Here is a 15,894-nt window from a genome sequence, read left to right as displayed (position 1 = left end):
GCGGCTTTAGGAACAGACCCTAAGCAAGGATCGGATAATCCGTGTAACCCTTGGCGCCACCGCCATACATATGCTGCTGATCCAGCTCGTTGAGTGGTGAATTGTCCTTCAAACGACGGACAAGATCAGGATTTGAGATGAACGGTTTGCCAAAGGCAACCACATCAGCGCGGCCGCTTTCGATTTCCTGTTCAGCCAGTTCGCGATCATAGCCATTATTAACCATCCAGGCAGCTTCGCCACCGGCATCGCGATAAACCTGCTTGAGACGCGCATAATCGAATGGCTGCGGACCCTGCTGGAAATCGCGTGGGCCGCCGGTCGCACCTTCGATGATGTGAACATATGCAAGACCGTATGAGGCAAGCTTTTCGAGCACATAGTCAAACAGCGGCTGCGGATCGGAATCCGATGCATCGTTGGCAGGCGTCACTGGCGAAAGACGGATACCAACCTTTCCAGCACCGACCGCCTTCGTCACAGCGTCAACGACTTCGAACAGGAAGCGAGCACGGTTTTCAATCGAGCCACCATATTCATCGGTGCGGTGATTGCTGCCCGAACGCAGGAACTGGTCGATCAGATAGCCGTTTGCAGCGTGAATTTCGACGCCGTCAAAACCAGCCACTTCAACAGCATCCTTCGCAGCCTTGGCATAGGTGGCGACGATTTCCGGAAGCTCGCTCTTGTCCAGTGCACGTGGTTCGGACGTCGGCGCAAATTCGCCGGTGCCGTCCGGATGCACGAGATAGGTCTTCGACTTGGCCGTGATGGCCGAAGGCGCTACTGGCTTGCCGCCATTTGGCTGCAGGCTGTCGTGCGAAATACGGCCCACATGCCACATCTGCACGACGATCTTGCCGCCTGCGCTATGAACAGCGTCGGTTACACGCTTCCAGCCAGCAAGCTGCTCATCGGAGTAAAGACCCGGCACATCGGCATAGCCCTGCCCCTGATGGCTGATCGGCGTTGCCTCGGTGATGATGAGACCAGCACTTGCGCGCTGTTCATAATAGGTGACGTTGAGGTCGTTTGGCACAGCGCGGGGCGAGCGATTGCGCGTCAGGGGGGCCATGACGATGCGATTAGCAAGCTTTAAATCACCGATGGTGACTGGATCGAACAATGTGGCCATGGATGCATTTCCTTCAAGTGGGAAAGATCGTTTCAGGATGGATTAAAGATCGGACAGTGATTTGAGCAAGGCGGCTATCGCCTCCTCATCGCGTTTGTAGAAGGTCCATTGGCCGACGCGATGGGGCGTAATCAGACCCGCTTTCGTCAGCACAGACAAATGGGCAGAAACGGACGACTGGGAGAGGCCGCACCGTTCGAACTGGCCCGCGCACACGCCCATCTCCAGAGGCATGTGCTGACCAGAGAAATGGTTCTCCGGTTCCTTGAGCCAGCTCAAAATGTCAAGACGCACAGGATTAGCGAGCGCCTTGAGTATCTCGTCCAATGGTATAGGCTGAACATCCGACATCGCAGTCACCTCGCTGATCTTCTGATACGTATCGTCATTTCCCGATATAAGTATTGATTGAATCCGATTTAAAAAGAGGCCGCTCGTTCACATCGCCGTGAACGGGAAAACCGAAGCCTTTCCTGTGGAACGTCGTTACTGCCTTGATTGCGCCGAACCGACATCCGACTATGTTCGGCGTGACAGTTGAGAATTGGAAATTACATGGCGGACATTACCAAGCGCATTGCCGGGATCATCGCGGCGGAAATCAACACAAAGCCGGATCAGGCACTGGCAGCAATCGGCTTGCTGGACGAAGGCGCGACAGTACCTTTCGTCGCCCGTTACCGCAAGGAAGTCACCGGCGGGCTTGATGACACGCAATTGCGTCAGCTTTCCGAACGCCTCGCCTATCTGCGCGAACTTGAAACACGCCGCACCTCGATCATGGAATCGATCGGCGGCCAGGGAAAGCTCACGCCTGAGCTTGAACTTAAGATCGCAGGCGTTCAGACCAAGGCCGAGCTTGAAGATCTTTATCTTCCCTACAAGCCCAAGCGCCGCACCAAAGCGGAGATCGCCCGCGAACGCGGTCTTGGACCGCTTGCCGAAGCCATTCTCACCGACCGCAGGCTGGTCCCCGCAGAGATTGCTGCGCAATATGTCACCGGTGAAGTTGCAGATGTGAAAGCAGCCCTTGAAGGCGCGCGCGACATCATCGCCGAAGGCTTTGCTGAAAACGCCGAACTGATCGGCAATCTGCGCAACTATCTCAAAGATCGCGCCGTACTGCGCTCGCGCGTTGTCGATGGCAAACAGGAGGCAGGCGCAAAGTTCTCAGATTATTTCGACCATTCCGAGCGCTGGGCAAATGTTGCAGGCCACCGCGCTCTGGCCATGCTGCGCGGTCGCAACGAGGATTTTCTGTCGCTCGACATTGAAATCGACACCGACGACACCTCACCTGTAAAGCCGGTCGAACGTAAAATTGCAGCCGCCTATAATATCGGCGCAACCCTGCCCGGCGACCGCTGGCTGATGGAAGTTGCAGGCTGGGCGTGGCGCGTCAAACTTTCGCTCTCGTTGTCACTTGATCTCATGCGCGACCTGCGTGAACGCGCCGAGGAAGAAGCCATCAACGTCTTCGCCCGCAACCTCAAGGACCTGCTGTTAGCCGCCCCTGCAGGCTCCCGCGCCACCATGGGCCTCGATCCAGGCATCCGCACCGGCGTGAAAGTCGCAATCGTCGATGGCACTGGCAAACTGCTCGACACCACCACGGTCTATCCATTCCCGCCAAAGAACGATGTGCGCGGCACCCAGGCCGAGCTTGCAAGCCTGATCCGCAAACACAAGATCGAGCTGATTGCCATCGGCAACGGCACAGGCAGCCGCGAAACCGAACGGCTCGTCGTGGATATGCTCAACGACCTTCCAGCGCCAAAACCACTGAAAGTCATCGTGTCGGAAGCAGGTGCATCAGTCTATTCGGCGTCAGAAGCCGCAGCGAACGAATTTCCGCAGCTCGACGTATCGCTGCGCGGTGCCGTTTCCATCGCCCGCCGCCTGCAGGACCCTTTGGCGGAACTCGTGAAGATCGAACCGAAATCCATCGGCGTTGGTCAGTATCAGCATGATGTCGATCAATCGCGTCTGGCGCGTTCGCTCGATGCGGTGGTCGAAGATGCCGTGAACGCGGTCGGCGTTGATCTCAACACGGCTTCTGCTTCGCTGCTGGCGCGTGTGTCGGGTCTGGGAAAGTCTCTCGCCGAAGCAATTGTTGCACATCGCGATGACGCCGGTGCTTTCAAGAACCGCAAGGAACTTTTGAAAGTCGCGCGCCTCGGCAACCGCGCGTTTGAACAATGCGCAGGCTTCCTGCGTATTGCGAACGGCACAGAGCCGCTCGATGCGTCTTCCGTTCACCCGGAAGCCTATGGCGTTGCCAAGAAAATCGTTGCTGCCTGCGGTCGCGATGTGCGCAGCCTCATGGGCGATAGCGTAGCGCTCAAGGCGCTTGATCCACGCGTCTTTGTCGATGAGCGTTTTGGTCTGCCAACCGTGCGCGACATCATTGCCGAACTTGACAAGCCGGGCCGCGATCCACGTCCTGAATTCAAGACCGCGACCTTTGCCGACGGCATCGATGACATCAAGGACCTGAAACCCGGCATGATGCTCGAAGGCACAGTGACCAATGTCGCGGCCTTTGGTGCATTCGTCGATATCGGCGTGCATCAGGACGGACTTGTCCATGTCTCGCAACTCGCCGACCGCTTCGTCAAAGACCCGCATGAAGTGGTCAAGGCTGGCGATGTGGTGAAAGTGCGTGTGACGGAAGTGGATGTGCCACGCAAGCGCATCGGCCTGACAATGCGCAAAGATGGTGGCGAAGCCCCAGCACCGCGTAACAACGCGCAGCGCGACACGAAACCTGCACAGAAGCAAAACTTCGCTCCGCGCAAACAGGAACAGCCGTCAACCGGCGGCTTCGGTGCAGCCCTTCTGGAAGCGATGAAGAAGAAATAAGCTGCCGCTTATCCAAAACGCCCGTTTTTCCTCATCCTGAGGAGCCGTTGAAAACGGCGTCTCGAAGGGCGAGGGAAAACACGTCAGCAAACGCAAACCGCCCCTCGTCCTTCGAGACGGCTCCTTTCGCAAAGCTCAAGGAGCCCCTCAGGATGAGGGTCTCTTCAAGCTGTTATCATTCTGCCTGGCGCTTCAGATCTTATTCCCGATTGGAAAGCCGGTTGAGACTTTTCTCACCGGCATTTCATCGGTGGGAATGATCCAGCCACTGCGAATGGCGATGCGAACCTCGTCGCCTTCTTCCAGTCTTACCGGATCGCGCACTTCAAAGTGCAGGTGAATAGCCGGTTTTGTCAGCGGTGATGCCTCGATGCGCGAACCGCCACCGCGATAGACCGAACGCTTGACCCGCACAGGGATTCCGCCGGTTTCGGTCAATGCCAGATCTTCTGCGCGAACGCAGAGCTGCGCGTTGGCGCGCGGCATTTCAATGCCAGAACAACGCACCTGCGCGCGGCTTCCCAGCACCAGCGCCTCGCAATGTCCCGCTTGCGCAAAAGACACTACCTCCGCAGGCAGAACCATGCCATGCGCGATGAAGGACGCAACCATTTCGCTGGCCGGTTCCTCGTAAAGCTTGCGCGGCGTATCGAACTGCTGAAGCTTGCCATGATCGAGAACCGCAATCCGGTCAGCAAGCGCCATGGCCTCGGCCTGATCATGCGTGATGTAGATAATCGTCGTACCGGTGCGCTTGTGAAAAGCCGCAAACTCGTCTTCCATCGAAGCACGCAAATGCACATCGAGATTGGCAAGCGGTTCGTCAAACAATACCAGCGAAGGGGCTGCCACCAGACATCGGGCCAAAGCCACACGCTGCCGCTGACCACCCGAAAGATTGGCCGGACGGCGATCACCGAAACCGTCAAGATCTACCAGCGCCAGCGCTTGCTTCACACGGGCCTCGCGCTCAGCTTTGGCAACTTTTGCCACTCGCAGACTATAGCCAACATTCTCGGCGACCGTCATATGCGGCCAGAGCGCATAATTCTGGAAGACGATCCCGACCTGCCGCTTCTCAGGTGGCACGCTACAGTCAACATGGGAAACACGGCTGTCACCAATATGGATTTCGCCACCGTCAACATCTTCAAAACCTGCAATCATCCGCAAAAGCGTGGTCTTGCCGCAGCCGGATGGTCCGAGAATGGCAACAAACTCGCCGTCCTTCACATCAAGCGACACTTCAGACAGGGCCTGAAACTCGTTGAAGGCCTTGGAAACAGAAGCGATTTTCAGTCGCGCCATGGCAGCACCCCGTTTGGAAGACGCCGCGCAAACAGATTTGTTGCAAGCATCAGCATGAATGTCACCGCAACGGCCAGAATGGATATGGCAGCCGCATAGGCGGAATCGCCCGCCTGTTCGAAAGAAAACATCACCACGCCCAGCGTTTCCGATCCCGACGCCCATAGTAGCGCTGAAACCGTCAGCTCACAGAATGCGGTCATGAAAATGAGCACGCCGCCTGCAAGCGTCGCTGGCGCGACAAGAGGAAATATAATAGTCCGCAGTCGGTAGAAAAGCCCCGCTCCCGCCACTCGCGCGGCTTCTTCCAACGCACGGTCGATCTGGTGGAGGCCAGCCACCGTTGGCCGCAGCGCCAGCACGAAGAAGCGCGCAAGATAGGCAAACAGGATGATCCAGAGCGTATTATAGAGGCTGACACCGACCACCGGCAGTGGCTTTAAGAACATCAGCAGACAGGCGATTGCCAGCACAACGCCCGGCAGCGCGTAAGGCATCTCGGCTGCAAAGTTGAGGATCGGAGTCCAGCGCCGCTTGCGCCATGCCAGCATATAGGCAAGCGGAACCGCAATCAGCACAGCAAAACCCGCCGTAACCACCGACAGCAGAATACTGTTGCCAAAAGCGCGGGCTGATCCGCTGTGTTCAAGCATGACAAAGCGGAAATTTTCAAGTGTTGCTGTCGCAAATGTAAGCGGCACGCCATAGGCCGGAACCAGCGCGGAAAGCGATAATCCGATCAGCGGCAGAAGCAGCACGATCACGATCGACAACCATGCAGCCAGCTCCGCCCACACACGCCATGCGCCAAGCGCAAAAGGCGCGGCTGGAAGCGAGGTTGAAACAATGCGGAAATCGCGACGACGTGAGGCATGGTCCTGCGCGGCGATCCCTGCCATAGCGATCAGACCGATCAGTACCGAAAGCACGGCGACGCTGGACAGGACGGCTGGTCCACCGCCCGCAAGACGCTGATAAATCAGCGTTGGCAGAACAAGATAATTCGATGGAATCCCCAAGAAGGCAGGGATGCCAAAATTGCCGACGCACGACACGAAAGCCAAGGCGGCAGCACCGATGATCGATGGCGTCATCAGCGGCAGGATGATGGTGCGCAGAACGGTCCATTTGCTGGCACCGGCACTCAGACCCGCTTCGACCAACTCGCGTGGGAGTTTGCGCAGGCCCGCCCGTACAATCAGAAAGACCAGCGGTCCATATTGCACGCCAAGCAGAAAGATAATGCCCCAGACGGAATAAAGCGGATTGCGGCTTCCCAACGGCGGCGCCATACCAATGATCTTGAGGAACTGGCTGGAAGGCCCGAAAAGCTGGAGCCAGGCCAGCGCTGTTACCTGCGGGGCGATCAGCAGCGGGGTCACATAGAAAAGCACGAAGACGTTGCGCCCGCGCATATCTGTGAGGCCGACGAGCAACGCCGCAACAATGCCAAACGCCAGCGCCAGCAGCGTGCCGCCAATACCGATCTGCAAAGAATGCCATGTGGCAACCCATGTCGAGCGGCTGCTCAATGTTTCGGAAAGAACGGATGTCGAAAGCTGTCCCTGCGGCGCAACAAGCTCAACAAGCAGACGCGCCATCGGTAGAAGCGACAGCACCGCAACAATCAGCGTTACGCCAACAATCAGGGCCGTATCACGGCCCTGAATATCTCGAAACATTCGCATTTTCGCTTTTTATCCGCCAAACAGCTCGGAGAACTGCTTCTTGTCGGCATCAGTCTGATCGAGAACCTTCTGGGTGTCGATAGACATGATGTTGATCTTGGTGCCTTCTGGCAGCCATGCAGGGCGACCGACGCCGTCCTTGGCAGGCAGATAGCCCTGCTCAAGTGCCAGCTTCTGGCCATCATCCGACAAGATGAAATCAACGAACTTCTTGGCACCGTCGACATTCTTGGCGGTGGCCATGATCGCAACTGGTTCGGTTACGGCAGGCACACCTTCCGACGGGAAGACGAACTCGATCGGCGAACCCTTGGCTTTGGCATTGAGCGCCATGAAGTCAACAAGAATGCCATATGGCTTTTCGCCACTCGCAACCGACTTCAGCACTGCGCCATTGCCCTTGACGCTTGCCAGTTCATTGGCCTTGAGGTTCTTGAAATAATCCCAGCCGAGATCCTTGTTGAGCGCGAAACCGCTCAGGAGATAGGCAGCAGCGCCCGAATAAAGCGGGCTTGGCATGACAACCTGGCCTTTATAGTCGGCCTTGGCGAGATCGGCCCAATGTTCAGGCTTCTGGCTCGCACCCGTATTATAGGCGATGCCGGTGGTGATGAGCTTGGAGCCGAAATAAGTCTTGTCGGCGTCATAGCTATCTGCAGCAAAACCATCGACCTTGGCTTCCGGATAGGCGAGCAGGCGCTTGTCCTTCTTGAGGCCTTCCATCGTCACCGCATCAGCGATCAGAAGCACGTCAGGCTGCGGCGCGCCAGCCGAAAACTCGGCTGCAAGCTTGGTGAGGAGTTCGCTCGTACCGGAACGGAAAATCTGCACATCCGTATCTGGATTGACCTTGCGGAAAGCTTCGACTGTCTTGGTCGCATCCGCTTCCGGTTGCGACGTATAAAGCGTCAGCGTATCGGCCTGTGCCACGGCGATGGAAAGAGCAAGAAGCGCAGGTACGACAGCAGCCCGCTTCAGCATCTTGTTCATGGGATTCGCTCCTCGAATTTCTGTATAATGTTCGCCAGCATGACCAGCGATGCCGGTGCAATCCTGACGCGTGCGAAATGATAGCGCGCAGATACTGCCATGGCGATAGGCACGATCATTTCCATTCATGGTGCACCTGTCAAACATCCTGCAACGTGAACCCGGAAAACAAAAGCCTCCCGGCGGAATCATATCCATCGGAAGGCTTGTAAGACATTGAATGTTTTGCCGAACAGCCATCCGTACCTCCAAGCATGGAGAGATGCGGATGGCATTAGAGGAATTGCAATGCGGTTTTATGACAACCGTAAACGCATCCCCGCTGAAAAGATCAACAGATCAGATAACGATCTCGGCAACATGCGCAACCTGAGCGCCGGCCTCGTAATAGGCTTCACGCAGACTGCGGAAATTCTGCTCTTTCGGATCGCTGACCGGCAGCGGCAGATCATCTTCTTTGATCTCGCCTGAAACGAGCTGCGAAAGCAGTTTCCCGAAGACTGTTCCCGGCGCGATACCGCGACCGTTGTAACCGGAGAACCCAACCACATTGCGGGCGAGGCGATGGAATTTCGGCAGGCTGTCATCGGTCATGCCGATCTTGCCATACCATTCGGCTTCAAATTCGACTTCGCCGATCTGCGGGAACAGACGCTTCAACGATTTCTTCGCCCATGCTTTGTGCACGGCAGCACCCGTGTTGCGCAACGCACCGACGCTGCCGAAAACGAGGCGGCCCTGCTGGTCGAAACGGAAGGATGAAAGGACTTCCTTCGTGTCCCACACCCCCTGACGTTCCGGCAATATGGAGCGCTTGATATTATCTGACAGCGGTTTCGTGGCCATGTTGAAATATGGCAGGTGAACCAGCTCGGCGCGCACTTTCGGCCATGGTGCATTGGTGTAGGCATTTGTCGCCACAACGACCCAGTTTGCCGTCACGGAACCCTTGGCGGTCTTGACCACCCATTTGCCGTTCTTTTCCTCGGCCCCGATCACCGGGCTTCCGGTAAACACGGTCGCGCCAGCGGCAATGGCCGCATGGGCAAGCCCGCGCACATAAGCGAGCGGCTGGATCGTACCGGCGCGCAGATCGAGCAGCGATCCGGCATAAGCCTTGGTTCCAACCTTGGCTGCAGTTTCCTTGGCGTCGAGCAGCTTCACATCGGCGCCACGGCGCGCCCACTGCTCATAGCGGTCTTCAAGTTCCTTCAGGCCCTTCTTGCCGACGGCGCAGTGAAGCGTGCCCTGCTTTTCGACTTCACAGGCAATCTTGTGCTTCTCAACGATTTCGAAGACAAGCTTCGGCGCATTGCCGAGGACATCAAGCAACCGGTCACCATATTTCTGGCCAAGCACGCCGGGCAGATCATCCGGCATGACCCACATGCCTGCATTGACCAGACCGACATTGCGGCCCGAACCGCCATAGCCGATCTCGATACCTTCGAGGACGATGGCTCGCGTGCCTTTCTCGGCCAGATGCAGAGCTGTCGAGAGACCGGTAAAACCGCCCCCAACGATCACCACATCCGCAGTCAGATCACCTTGCAGCGTGGCCGTCTTGGGAGCAGCAGGGGCGGTCTTTTCCCAAAGACCATGGGAGCGCGGATCGTTCAGCATTGAGAGCAACCATTTTAAATAGTGAAATACGGGCACCCTGCCCGACTGTTTCTATTTCACGCTGCGAAAGCCGGTTGGACAGCGTTATTTGCGCAACAATTCATTCCGGTTTGGAATGAACCAGCATCGAATAATCCGTATTGCCTACCTGCCCGGCAATCCACTGACAGAACACCTGCGTTAACGGATTCTCCAGTTTTCCTTCCGGTACAACCAGATAATATTCGTTCTCGGTGCGCATCGGCTTCTCAAAAAGCATGACCAGTTCGCCGCTGAGCAACTCCTGCTCAATCAGATAAAGTGGCAGAAGCGCAAAACCCAGACCGGCCAGTGCCGCACCAATGACCATCGAGAACTGATCGAACCGATGTCCCCGATAGGCCGAGCGTCCCTCAACACCGCAGCTTTCAAACCATTGCGCCCACATTTTGGGCCGCGTCGCAAGATGCAGCAAAGGCTCGTTTTCAAGCTCTTCCGGTGCCGATGGATGACGCGCTTTCAACAGGCTCGGGCTGGCGACCGGCACGATGACTTCACTGCACAGAAAGGTACAGGTGGCATGTGCCCAGACCGGCTGTCCATAATGGATGGCCAGATCGAATGGCTGCTCCTCGAAATCGAAGACGCCAGAGCGCGACGCGACATTGATGGCAATGCCTGGATGCTTTTCGATAAAATCGGAAATGCGCGGCATCAGCCAGCGCGTGCCGAATGTCGGCAGGGTAGCCACACTGAAAGAAGACGTTGATTGCGCCGAAGCCATGGCGCGCAACATCGTATCTTCCGTCTGGTTCAGTAGACGCCGCACTTCCGGTAGAAATTTTCTGCCTGCATCGGAAAGCAGAATGCGCTGGCGGATGCGCTCGAACAGCAGGACGCCAAGCTGGCTTTCAAGATCCTTGATCTGACGGCTGACCGCGCTCTGGGTGAGATTGAGCTCGTGCGCAGCCTGCGTGAAACTGCCATGACGGGCGGCACACTCAAATGCCTGCAGCGTGGCGATATCAGGGATCAGTCGTCTGCTCAGCTTCATTCCATTCTCGCATTAACATAGTTGCTTTCGTCGCAAGCATAACCGCAAAACGGTCTATATGATACATTTTCATCATAATCCATGCATGTTCCTCCCAAGCACGACATGCATAACCCGAAGATGCCCCACTCGACGGAAATTTTCGCCATGAAAGACCAGAAATTCGTTTCGCCGGACGCTATTCGTTCTGCCTTCTCGGCGGCAATGTCCGCAATGTACAAGCAGGAAGTGCCTGCTTATGGCACATTGATGGAACTCGTCGCCGATGTGAATGCCAAAGTGCTGACTGATGACAGCCACTTGCATGAACGTCTGACGGAAACAGATTCGCTTGAGCGCATTTCGGAAGAACGCCACGGCGCAATCCGTCTCGGCACGGCTGCCGAGCTGTCGATGATGCGCCGCGTCTTTGCGGTCATGGGTATGTTCCCGGTCGGTTATTACGATCTTAGCGCCGCTGGTGTCCCGGTTCACTCGACTGCCTTCCGCCCGGTCGACGATGCTGCCCTGAAGCATAATCCGTTCCGCGTCTTTACCTCGCTCCTGCGTCTCGATCTTATCGCCGATGAAAAGCTGCGCGCTGAATCGGAAGAAGTCCTGTCGAAGCGCAACATCTTCACCGGTGGTGCCATTGCACTCGTCGAAAAGGCTGAAGCCGAAGGCGGCCTCAACGACGACGACGCAAAGGCTTTTGTCGCTGAAGTGCTGGAAACATTCCGCTGGCACGATCACGCCAATGTCAGCGCCGAACTTTATCATCGCCTGCATGACGCGCACCGCCTGATCGCCGACGTCGTCTCTTTCAAGGGTCCGCATATCAATCACCTGACGCCGCGCACGCTCGACATCGACGCCGTGCAGGTTCAGATGCCGGATCGCGGCATCAACCCGAAGGCCGTTGTCGAAGGCCCGCCAACCCGCAAGTGCCCGATCCTTCTGCGTCAGACCTCATTCAAGGCGCTGGAAGAAGAAGTGTCCTTTGTGAGTGCTGATGGCACCTGGACGCCGGGCTCGCACACTGCCCGTTTCGGCGAGATCGAACAGCGCGGCGTAGCACTTACGCCGAAGGGCCGTGCTCTTTACGACAAGCTGCTCAACGATACCCGCGCCGTTGCGCGCCCTGCTCCGGATGGCTCGAATGCGGCTGAATATGTGAAAGCGCTGAGCGACACTTTTGCAGCCTTCCCAGACACATGGGCTGGCGTGCGTGAAGAAGGCCTCGGCTACTTCGCCTATTCGGTCAGGGACGCTGCAAAGCTTGAAGCCTACAAGCCGGGCACCGATATTGAGGTTCTGATTGAAGCTGGTGCGGTTCAGTTCGACCCGATCATCTATGAGGACTTCCTGCCGGTGAGCGCTGCCGGTATATTCCAGTCCAATCTGGGCGACGACGACACACAGGAATTTGTTGAAAGCCCCAACCAGAAGCGTTTCGAGGATGATCTGGGTGCGAAAGTGCTTAATGAATTCGAGCACTATGCCCGCATCGAACGCGAATCCATCGAAGCCGTTAAGGCAGGTTTGAAGGGCCTCGAAGCGGCAGAATAAAAGCATAACCCCGAAAAGTTGCAGACTTTTCGGACAGGATTATGCGCAAACAACTCATACAGAGAGGAAAGCCATGAACACCGCTGTTAGAAAAATCGACGTGAAGAAGGAAGCCGCCGATCTGCTTTCCAAACTCGGCGTAGATGCATCCGCCTATACCGGCGGCGACCTTGCCGGTTTCAGCCCCGTTTCGGGCGAACAGATTGCTGCGGTCAAGACCCACAGCAAGGAAGACGCAGTCAAGATCATCGACAAGGCTGACGAAGCTTTCCGCGCCTGGCGCAACGTTCCGGCACCGAAGCGCGGCGAACTGATCCGTCTGCTTGGTGAAGAGCTGCGCGCTTCCAAGGAAGACCTTGGCCGTCTCGTTTCGCTCGAAGCTGGCAAGATCCCTTCGGAAGGCCTCGGCGAAGTACAGGAAATGATCGACATCTGCGATTTCGCAGTCGGTCTGTCGCGCCAGCTTTACGGCCTCACCATTGCAACCGAACGTGCTGGCCATCGCATGATGGAAACCTGGCATCCACTCGGCGTTGTCGGCGTTATCTCTGCCTTCAACTTCCCCGTGGCGGTCTGGTCATGGAATGCCGCTCTGGCAATCGTGTGCGGCAACTCGGTCGTCTGGAAGCCATCTGAAAAGACCCTTCTGACCGCTCTTGCCTGCGATGCGATCTTCAAGCGCGCACTGAAGCGTTTCGGCGATGCACCGGAGGGTATTTCGCTACTTCTGCTTGGTGACCGTGAAATCGGTGAAGTCCTCGTTGACAGCCCGAAGGTTCCAGTCGTTTCGGCAACCGGTTCGACCCGCATGGGCCGCGAAGTCGGTCCGCGCCTTGCCAAGCGTTTTGCTCGTGCGATTCTCGAGCTCGGCGGCAACAATGCCGGTATCGTCTGCCCCTCAGCCGATCTCGACATGGCGCTGCGCGCAATCGCCTTCGGCGCAATGGGCACCGCCGGTCAGCGCTGCACCACCTTGCGTCGCCTCTTCGTGCATGAAAGCGTTTACGACGCTCTCGTTCCGCGTCTGCAGAAGGCATATGCCAGCGTCACCGTTGGTTCGCCGCTCGAAACCAGCGCTCTGGTCGGTCCGCTGATCGACAAGGTTGCTTTCGACAACATGCAGAAGGCGCTTAAGGAAGCTGCTGCTCACGGCGGCAAGGTACAGGGCGGCGAACGCGTCGATGCTGGCCATGAAAACGCTTACTATGTGCGTCCGGCTATCGTCGAAATGCCGAAGCAGGAAGGTCCGGTTCTCGAAGAAACCTTCGCGCCGATCCTGTATGTCATGAAGTATTCGGACTTCGACGACGTGCTGGCAAGCCACAACGAAGTCGGCGCAGGCCTGTCCTCTTCGATCTTTACGCTCAACCTGCAGGAAGCAGAACGTTTCCTCTCGGCTGAAGGTTCGGATTGCGGCATTGCAAACGTCAATATCGGTACTTCGGGTGCTGAAATCGGCGGCGCATTCGGCGGTGAAAAGGAAACCGGCGGCGGTCGTGAATCGGGTTCGGATGCATGGAAGGGCTACATGCGCCGCGCAACCAACACCATCAACTACTCGAAGGCTCTGCCGCTCGCACAGGGCGTTTCCTTCGACATCGACTAATCGATCTTATTACAGATCAAAAGAAAACCCCGCTTTGGCGGGGTTTTTTATTGACGCAACATCAGTGATTAGCGGAGATTGTGGTTATGGCCTGCCGAAAATCATGGCTTTTGAGAACCGGCGCGCAGCGTACTTGAGTACGTGAGCACCGGAAGCGCAAAAAGACGCGATTTGCAGGCCGCCAGAGCCGCAATATCACCCCATGCGTTCGGAGGCGAACGACCCGGGGCTAGCCGGGAATACGACTGTGCGATTGCCGTTGAGAAACGAACGGTGATGAATATGCGCGTGAACAGCGCGTGCCAGAACCTGCGCTTCGACATCACGGCCAATCGACACGTAATCAGCAGCGCTCTGCGCATGGGTAATGCGCGCAACGTCCTGCTCAATGATCGGACCTTCATCGAGATCTGCGGTCACATAATGCGCCGTGGCGCCAATCAACTTCACGCCGCGCTCATAAGCCTGCTTGTAAGGATTCGCGCCCTTGAAGGACGGCAGGAAGGAATGATGAATGTTGATGATCTTGCCCGACATCTTCTGGCAGAGCTGATCGGACAGAACCTGCATGTAACGGGCAAGAACCACCAGCTCCGTGCCTGTATCATCGACAATATCCAGAAGGCGCTGTTCTGCCTCCGGCTTGTTGGCCTTGGTGACGGCGATATGGTGGAACGGAATGTCGTGATTGACGACAACCTTCTGATAATCGAAATGGTTCGACACCACGCCGACAATATCAATCGGCAACGCACCGATCTTCCAGCGATAAAGCAGATCGTTCAGGCAATGGCCGAAACGCGAAACCATCAGAAGCGTTTTAGTCCGTTGCGCATTGTCGTGGAATTCAAATTCCATCTCGAACGGAGCTGCCACGGGCGCAAAACCTTCACGCAGAACATCGAGAACGACGCCTTCTTCGGAGATAAAGCTGACGCGCATGAAAAAACGACCGGTGTCCAGATCGTCAAACTGGGCGCTATCGATGATGTTGCAACCCTTGCCCGCAAGATAACCCGAAATCGCGGCAACGATACCGCGAGTGGACTTGCAGGTGACGGTCAAGACAAAATTATGCATCGGACTTCCTCAAATTTTCGAAGGCGCAAGCCAGGGCGCGCGCCTTGAAACTAGTTCACGATGCGGCCCCCGCCATGCCAGAATGCGTAATGCACTGACCGGATTGCGCTATCAAGCAACTTTGGAAGAAAGATTGCTCTATTTTGATCGTGTCTGAATCAAAAAGCGGCTGACCGTGACGAAAATGGTGATTTCGAGAACTGGAGCGCAGCGTACTTAAAGGTACCTGAGCACCGGAAGCGCGGAAATCGCCATTTGCAAACCGGCGTGGCGACTTTTGGATCAGACACTTAAAGATGCGGATTGCGATTACGGTAGCGGGCAACTAGCGAACGGTTCACGTCGCCGGAGCCCGGCATGTTGGCGCTCAGATAAATTGGTGCATCGCCCTCACCCACCAGCCTTGCCGCGACATCGGCAAAAATGGCATTGAGGATCGTAACACCAAGGGCAGTCGAAACCGGGCCGACCTTCAAAGCACTGCCTTCGACTTCCAGCACCGCATCGCCAGCAGGCGCATCATTATCCAGTACGACATCGGCCAGAGAAAGCAGTTGTGTGCGGCCTTTGGCGATGGCGTTGGAATAGGTGACAGAGGTAACCGCAATGACGGCGGCCCCCTGCTCGCGTGCAAAGCGCGCCGCTTCAATGGGAGCAGCATTGACGCCGGAATTCGATACGACGATCAACACGTCGCCTTCGCGAATGCCGTAGCGCTCGAGAATCGGAAGTACGGCCCCTTCAATCCGCTCAAAATGCGAGCTTGCCACCGCGCCGTCCTGCAGCATGATCGCGCCGCAAAGGATCGGCACGGTAATCGCCAGCCCGCCAGCGCGATAATGCAATTCTTCCGCCATCATATGCGAATGGCCGGTACCAAACACATAGACCCGACGATCTGCCGTGGCCGCAGTGGCAATGAGCTCAGCGGCTTTGGCCATCGGCTCGGCAAGGCGATCACGCAGACCGGAAAGCCGGGCTATCAGATCATTGAAATAACGATCGGTGATTTCCGTCATCA

General features: G+C 56.7%; 12 protein-coding genes. 3 read left to right on the top strand and 9 right to left on the bottom strand.

The genetic code is table 11. From position 1 onward, the window contains the following. Positions 1-19 precede the first annotated feature (19 nt). Positions 20-1,135: an alkene reductase gene (locus HWX93_RS05360; protein WP_176036756.1), complete on the bottom strand. Its 1,116-nt coding sequence runs from the start codon at positions 1,133-1,135 to the stop codon at positions 20-22. A 42-nt stretch (positions 1,136-1,177) separates the two neighbouring features. Next, positions 1,178-1,486, bottom strand: coding sequence for an ArsR/SmtB family transcription factor (locus tag HWX93_RS05355; protein WP_176036755.1), 309 nt, complete (start codon positions 1,484-1,486; stop codon positions 1,178-1,180). Positions 1,487-1,690: 204 nt separating this feature from the next. Here HWX93_RS05355 and HWX93_RS05350 point away from each other — a divergent pair, with 204 nt between their 5' ends. Further along, a complete protein-coding gene (locus HWX93_RS05350) occupies positions 1,691-3,997 on the top strand; it encodes a Tex family protein (protein ID WP_176036754.1) in 2,307 nt (768 codons plus the stop codon). 192 nt (positions 3,998-4,189) lie between these two features. On the opposite strand, the gene HWX93_RS05345 is transcribed toward HWX93_RS05350, so the two are convergent. The 5 genes from HWX93_RS05345 to HWX93_RS05325 all read right to left on the bottom strand — a co-directional run bounded on the left by HWX93_RS05345 (position 4,190) and on the right by HWX93_RS05325 (position 10,639). Then, positions 4,190-5,305 carry an ABC transporter ATP-binding protein gene (locus HWX93_RS05345; RefSeq protein WP_176036753.1) on the bottom strand — a complete coding sequence of 372 codons (1,116 nt, stop codon included), beginning with the start codon at positions 5,303-5,305 and terminating at the stop codon, positions 4,190-4,192. Next, the gene (locus HWX93_RS05340) at positions 5,293-6,993 is read right to left on the bottom strand and encodes an ABC transporter permease (protein WP_176036752.1); all 1,701 of its coding nucleotides are present in this window, start codon (positions 6,991-6,993) and stop codon (positions 5,293-5,295) included. Before HWX93_RS05340 ends, HWX93_RS05345 begins: the two co-directional genes overlap by 13 nt. Positions 6,994-7,002: 9 nt before the next feature. After that, on the bottom strand, positions 7,003-7,983 hold the full coding sequence (locus HWX93_RS05335; RefSeq protein WP_176036751.1) for an ABC transporter substrate-binding protein: 981 nt from the start codon (positions 7,981-7,983) through the stop codon (positions 7,003-7,005). 339 nt (positions 7,984-8,322) lie between these two features. Further along, positions 8,323-9,606, bottom strand: a complete 1,284-nt coding sequence (locus HWX93_RS05330) for an NAD(P)/FAD-dependent oxidoreductase (protein ID WP_176036750.1) — start codon at positions 9,604-9,606, stop codon at positions 8,323-8,325. A gap of 100 nt (positions 9,607-9,706) precedes the next feature. Further along, a complete protein-coding gene (locus tag HWX93_RS05325; protein WP_061345843.1) occupies positions 9,707-10,639 on the bottom strand; it encodes a LysR family transcriptional regulator in 933 nt (310 codons plus the stop codon). Positions 10,640-10,786: 147 nt separating this feature from the next. Between HWX93_RS05325 and HWX93_RS05320 the strand changes: the two genes are divergently transcribed. Together HWX93_RS05320 and HWX93_RS05315 are read left to right on the top strand one after the other, a co-directional pair. Then, the gene (locus tag HWX93_RS05320; RefSeq protein ID WP_176036749.1) at positions 10,787-12,187 is read left to right on the top strand and encodes a VOC family protein; all 1,401 of its coding nucleotides are present in this window, start codon (positions 10,787-10,789) and stop codon (positions 12,185-12,187) included. Positions 12,188-12,260: 73 nt separating this feature from the next. Then, positions 12,261-13,793, top strand: coding sequence for an aldehyde dehydrogenase family protein (locus HWX93_RS05315; protein WP_176036748.1), 1,533 nt, complete (start codon positions 12,261-12,263; stop codon positions 13,791-13,793). 195 nt (positions 13,794-13,988) lie between these two features. Here HWX93_RS05315 and purU read toward each other — a convergent pair whose 3' ends face one another. Then, the gene (gene purU / locus HWX93_RS05310) at positions 13,989-14,873 is read right to left on the bottom strand and encodes a formyltetrahydrofolate deformylase (protein WP_176036747.1); all 885 of its coding nucleotides are present in this window, start codon (positions 14,871-14,873) and stop codon (positions 13,989-13,991) included. Between the two features lie 290 nt (positions 14,874-15,163). Continuing rightward, positions 15,164-15,892, bottom strand: a complete 729-nt coding sequence (locus HWX93_RS05305) for an SIS domain-containing protein (RefSeq protein ID WP_109987299.1) — start codon at positions 15,890-15,892, stop codon at positions 15,164-15,166. Positions 15,893-15,894: the final 2 nt, after the last annotated feature.

The sequence above is a fragment of the Brucella tritici genome, assembly GCF_902825325.1.
Lineage (GTDB): Bacteria > Pseudomonadota > Alphaproteobacteria > Rhizobiales > Rhizobiaceae > Brucella.
Note: the sequence above shows the minus strand (reverse complement) of the source record. Positions and strands in the feature narration are given on the sequence as shown.

Bases quoted from the DNA above. Each gene is read 5' to 3' on its own strand.
- HWX93_RS05330 (WP_176036750.1), bottom strand. From the start codon at position 9,606: ATGCTGAACGATCCGCGCTCCCATGGTCTTTGGGAAAAGACCGCCCCT.
- HWX93_RS05315 (WP_176036748.1), top strand. From the start codon at position 12,261: ATGAACACCGCTGTTAGAAAAATCGACGTGAAGAAGGAAGCCGCCGAT.
- HWX93_RS05340 (WP_176036752.1), bottom strand. From the start codon at position 6,993: ATGCGAATGTTTCGAGATATTCAGGGCCGTGATACGGCCCTGATTGTT.
- HWX93_RS05350 (WP_176036754.1), top strand. From the start codon at position 1,691: ATGGCGGACATTACCAAGCGCATTGCCGGGATCATCGCGGCGGAAATC.
- HWX93_RS05305 (WP_109987299.1), bottom strand. From the start codon at position 15,892: ATGACGGAAATCACCGATCGTTATTTCAATGATCTGATAGCCCGGCTT.
- HWX93_RS05320 (WP_176036749.1), top strand. From the start codon at position 10,787: ATGAAAGACCAGAAATTCGTTTCGCCGGACGCTATTCGTTCTGCCTTC.
- HWX93_RS05355 (WP_176036755.1), bottom strand. From the start codon at position 1,486: ATGTCGGATGTTCAGCCTATACCATTGGACGAGATACTCAAGGCGCTC.
- HWX93_RS05325 (WP_061345843.1), bottom strand. From the start codon at position 10,639: ATGAAGCTGAGCAGACGACTGATCCCTGATATCGCCACGCTGCAGGCA.
- HWX93_RS05335 (WP_176036751.1), bottom strand. From the start codon at position 7,983: ATGAACAAGATGCTGAAGCGGGCTGCTGTCGTACCTGCGCTTCTTGCT.
- HWX93_RS05360 (WP_176036756.1), bottom strand. From the start codon at position 1,135: ATGGCCACATTGTTCGATCCAGTCACCATCGGTGATTTAAAGCTTGCT.
- HWX93_RS05345 (WP_176036753.1), bottom strand. From the start codon at position 5,305: ATGGCGCGACTGAAAATCGCTTCTGTTTCCAAGGCCTTCAACGAGTTT.
- purU (WP_176036747.1), bottom strand. From the start codon at position 14,873: ATGCATAATTTTGTCTTGACCGTCACCTGCAAGTCCACTCGCGGTATC.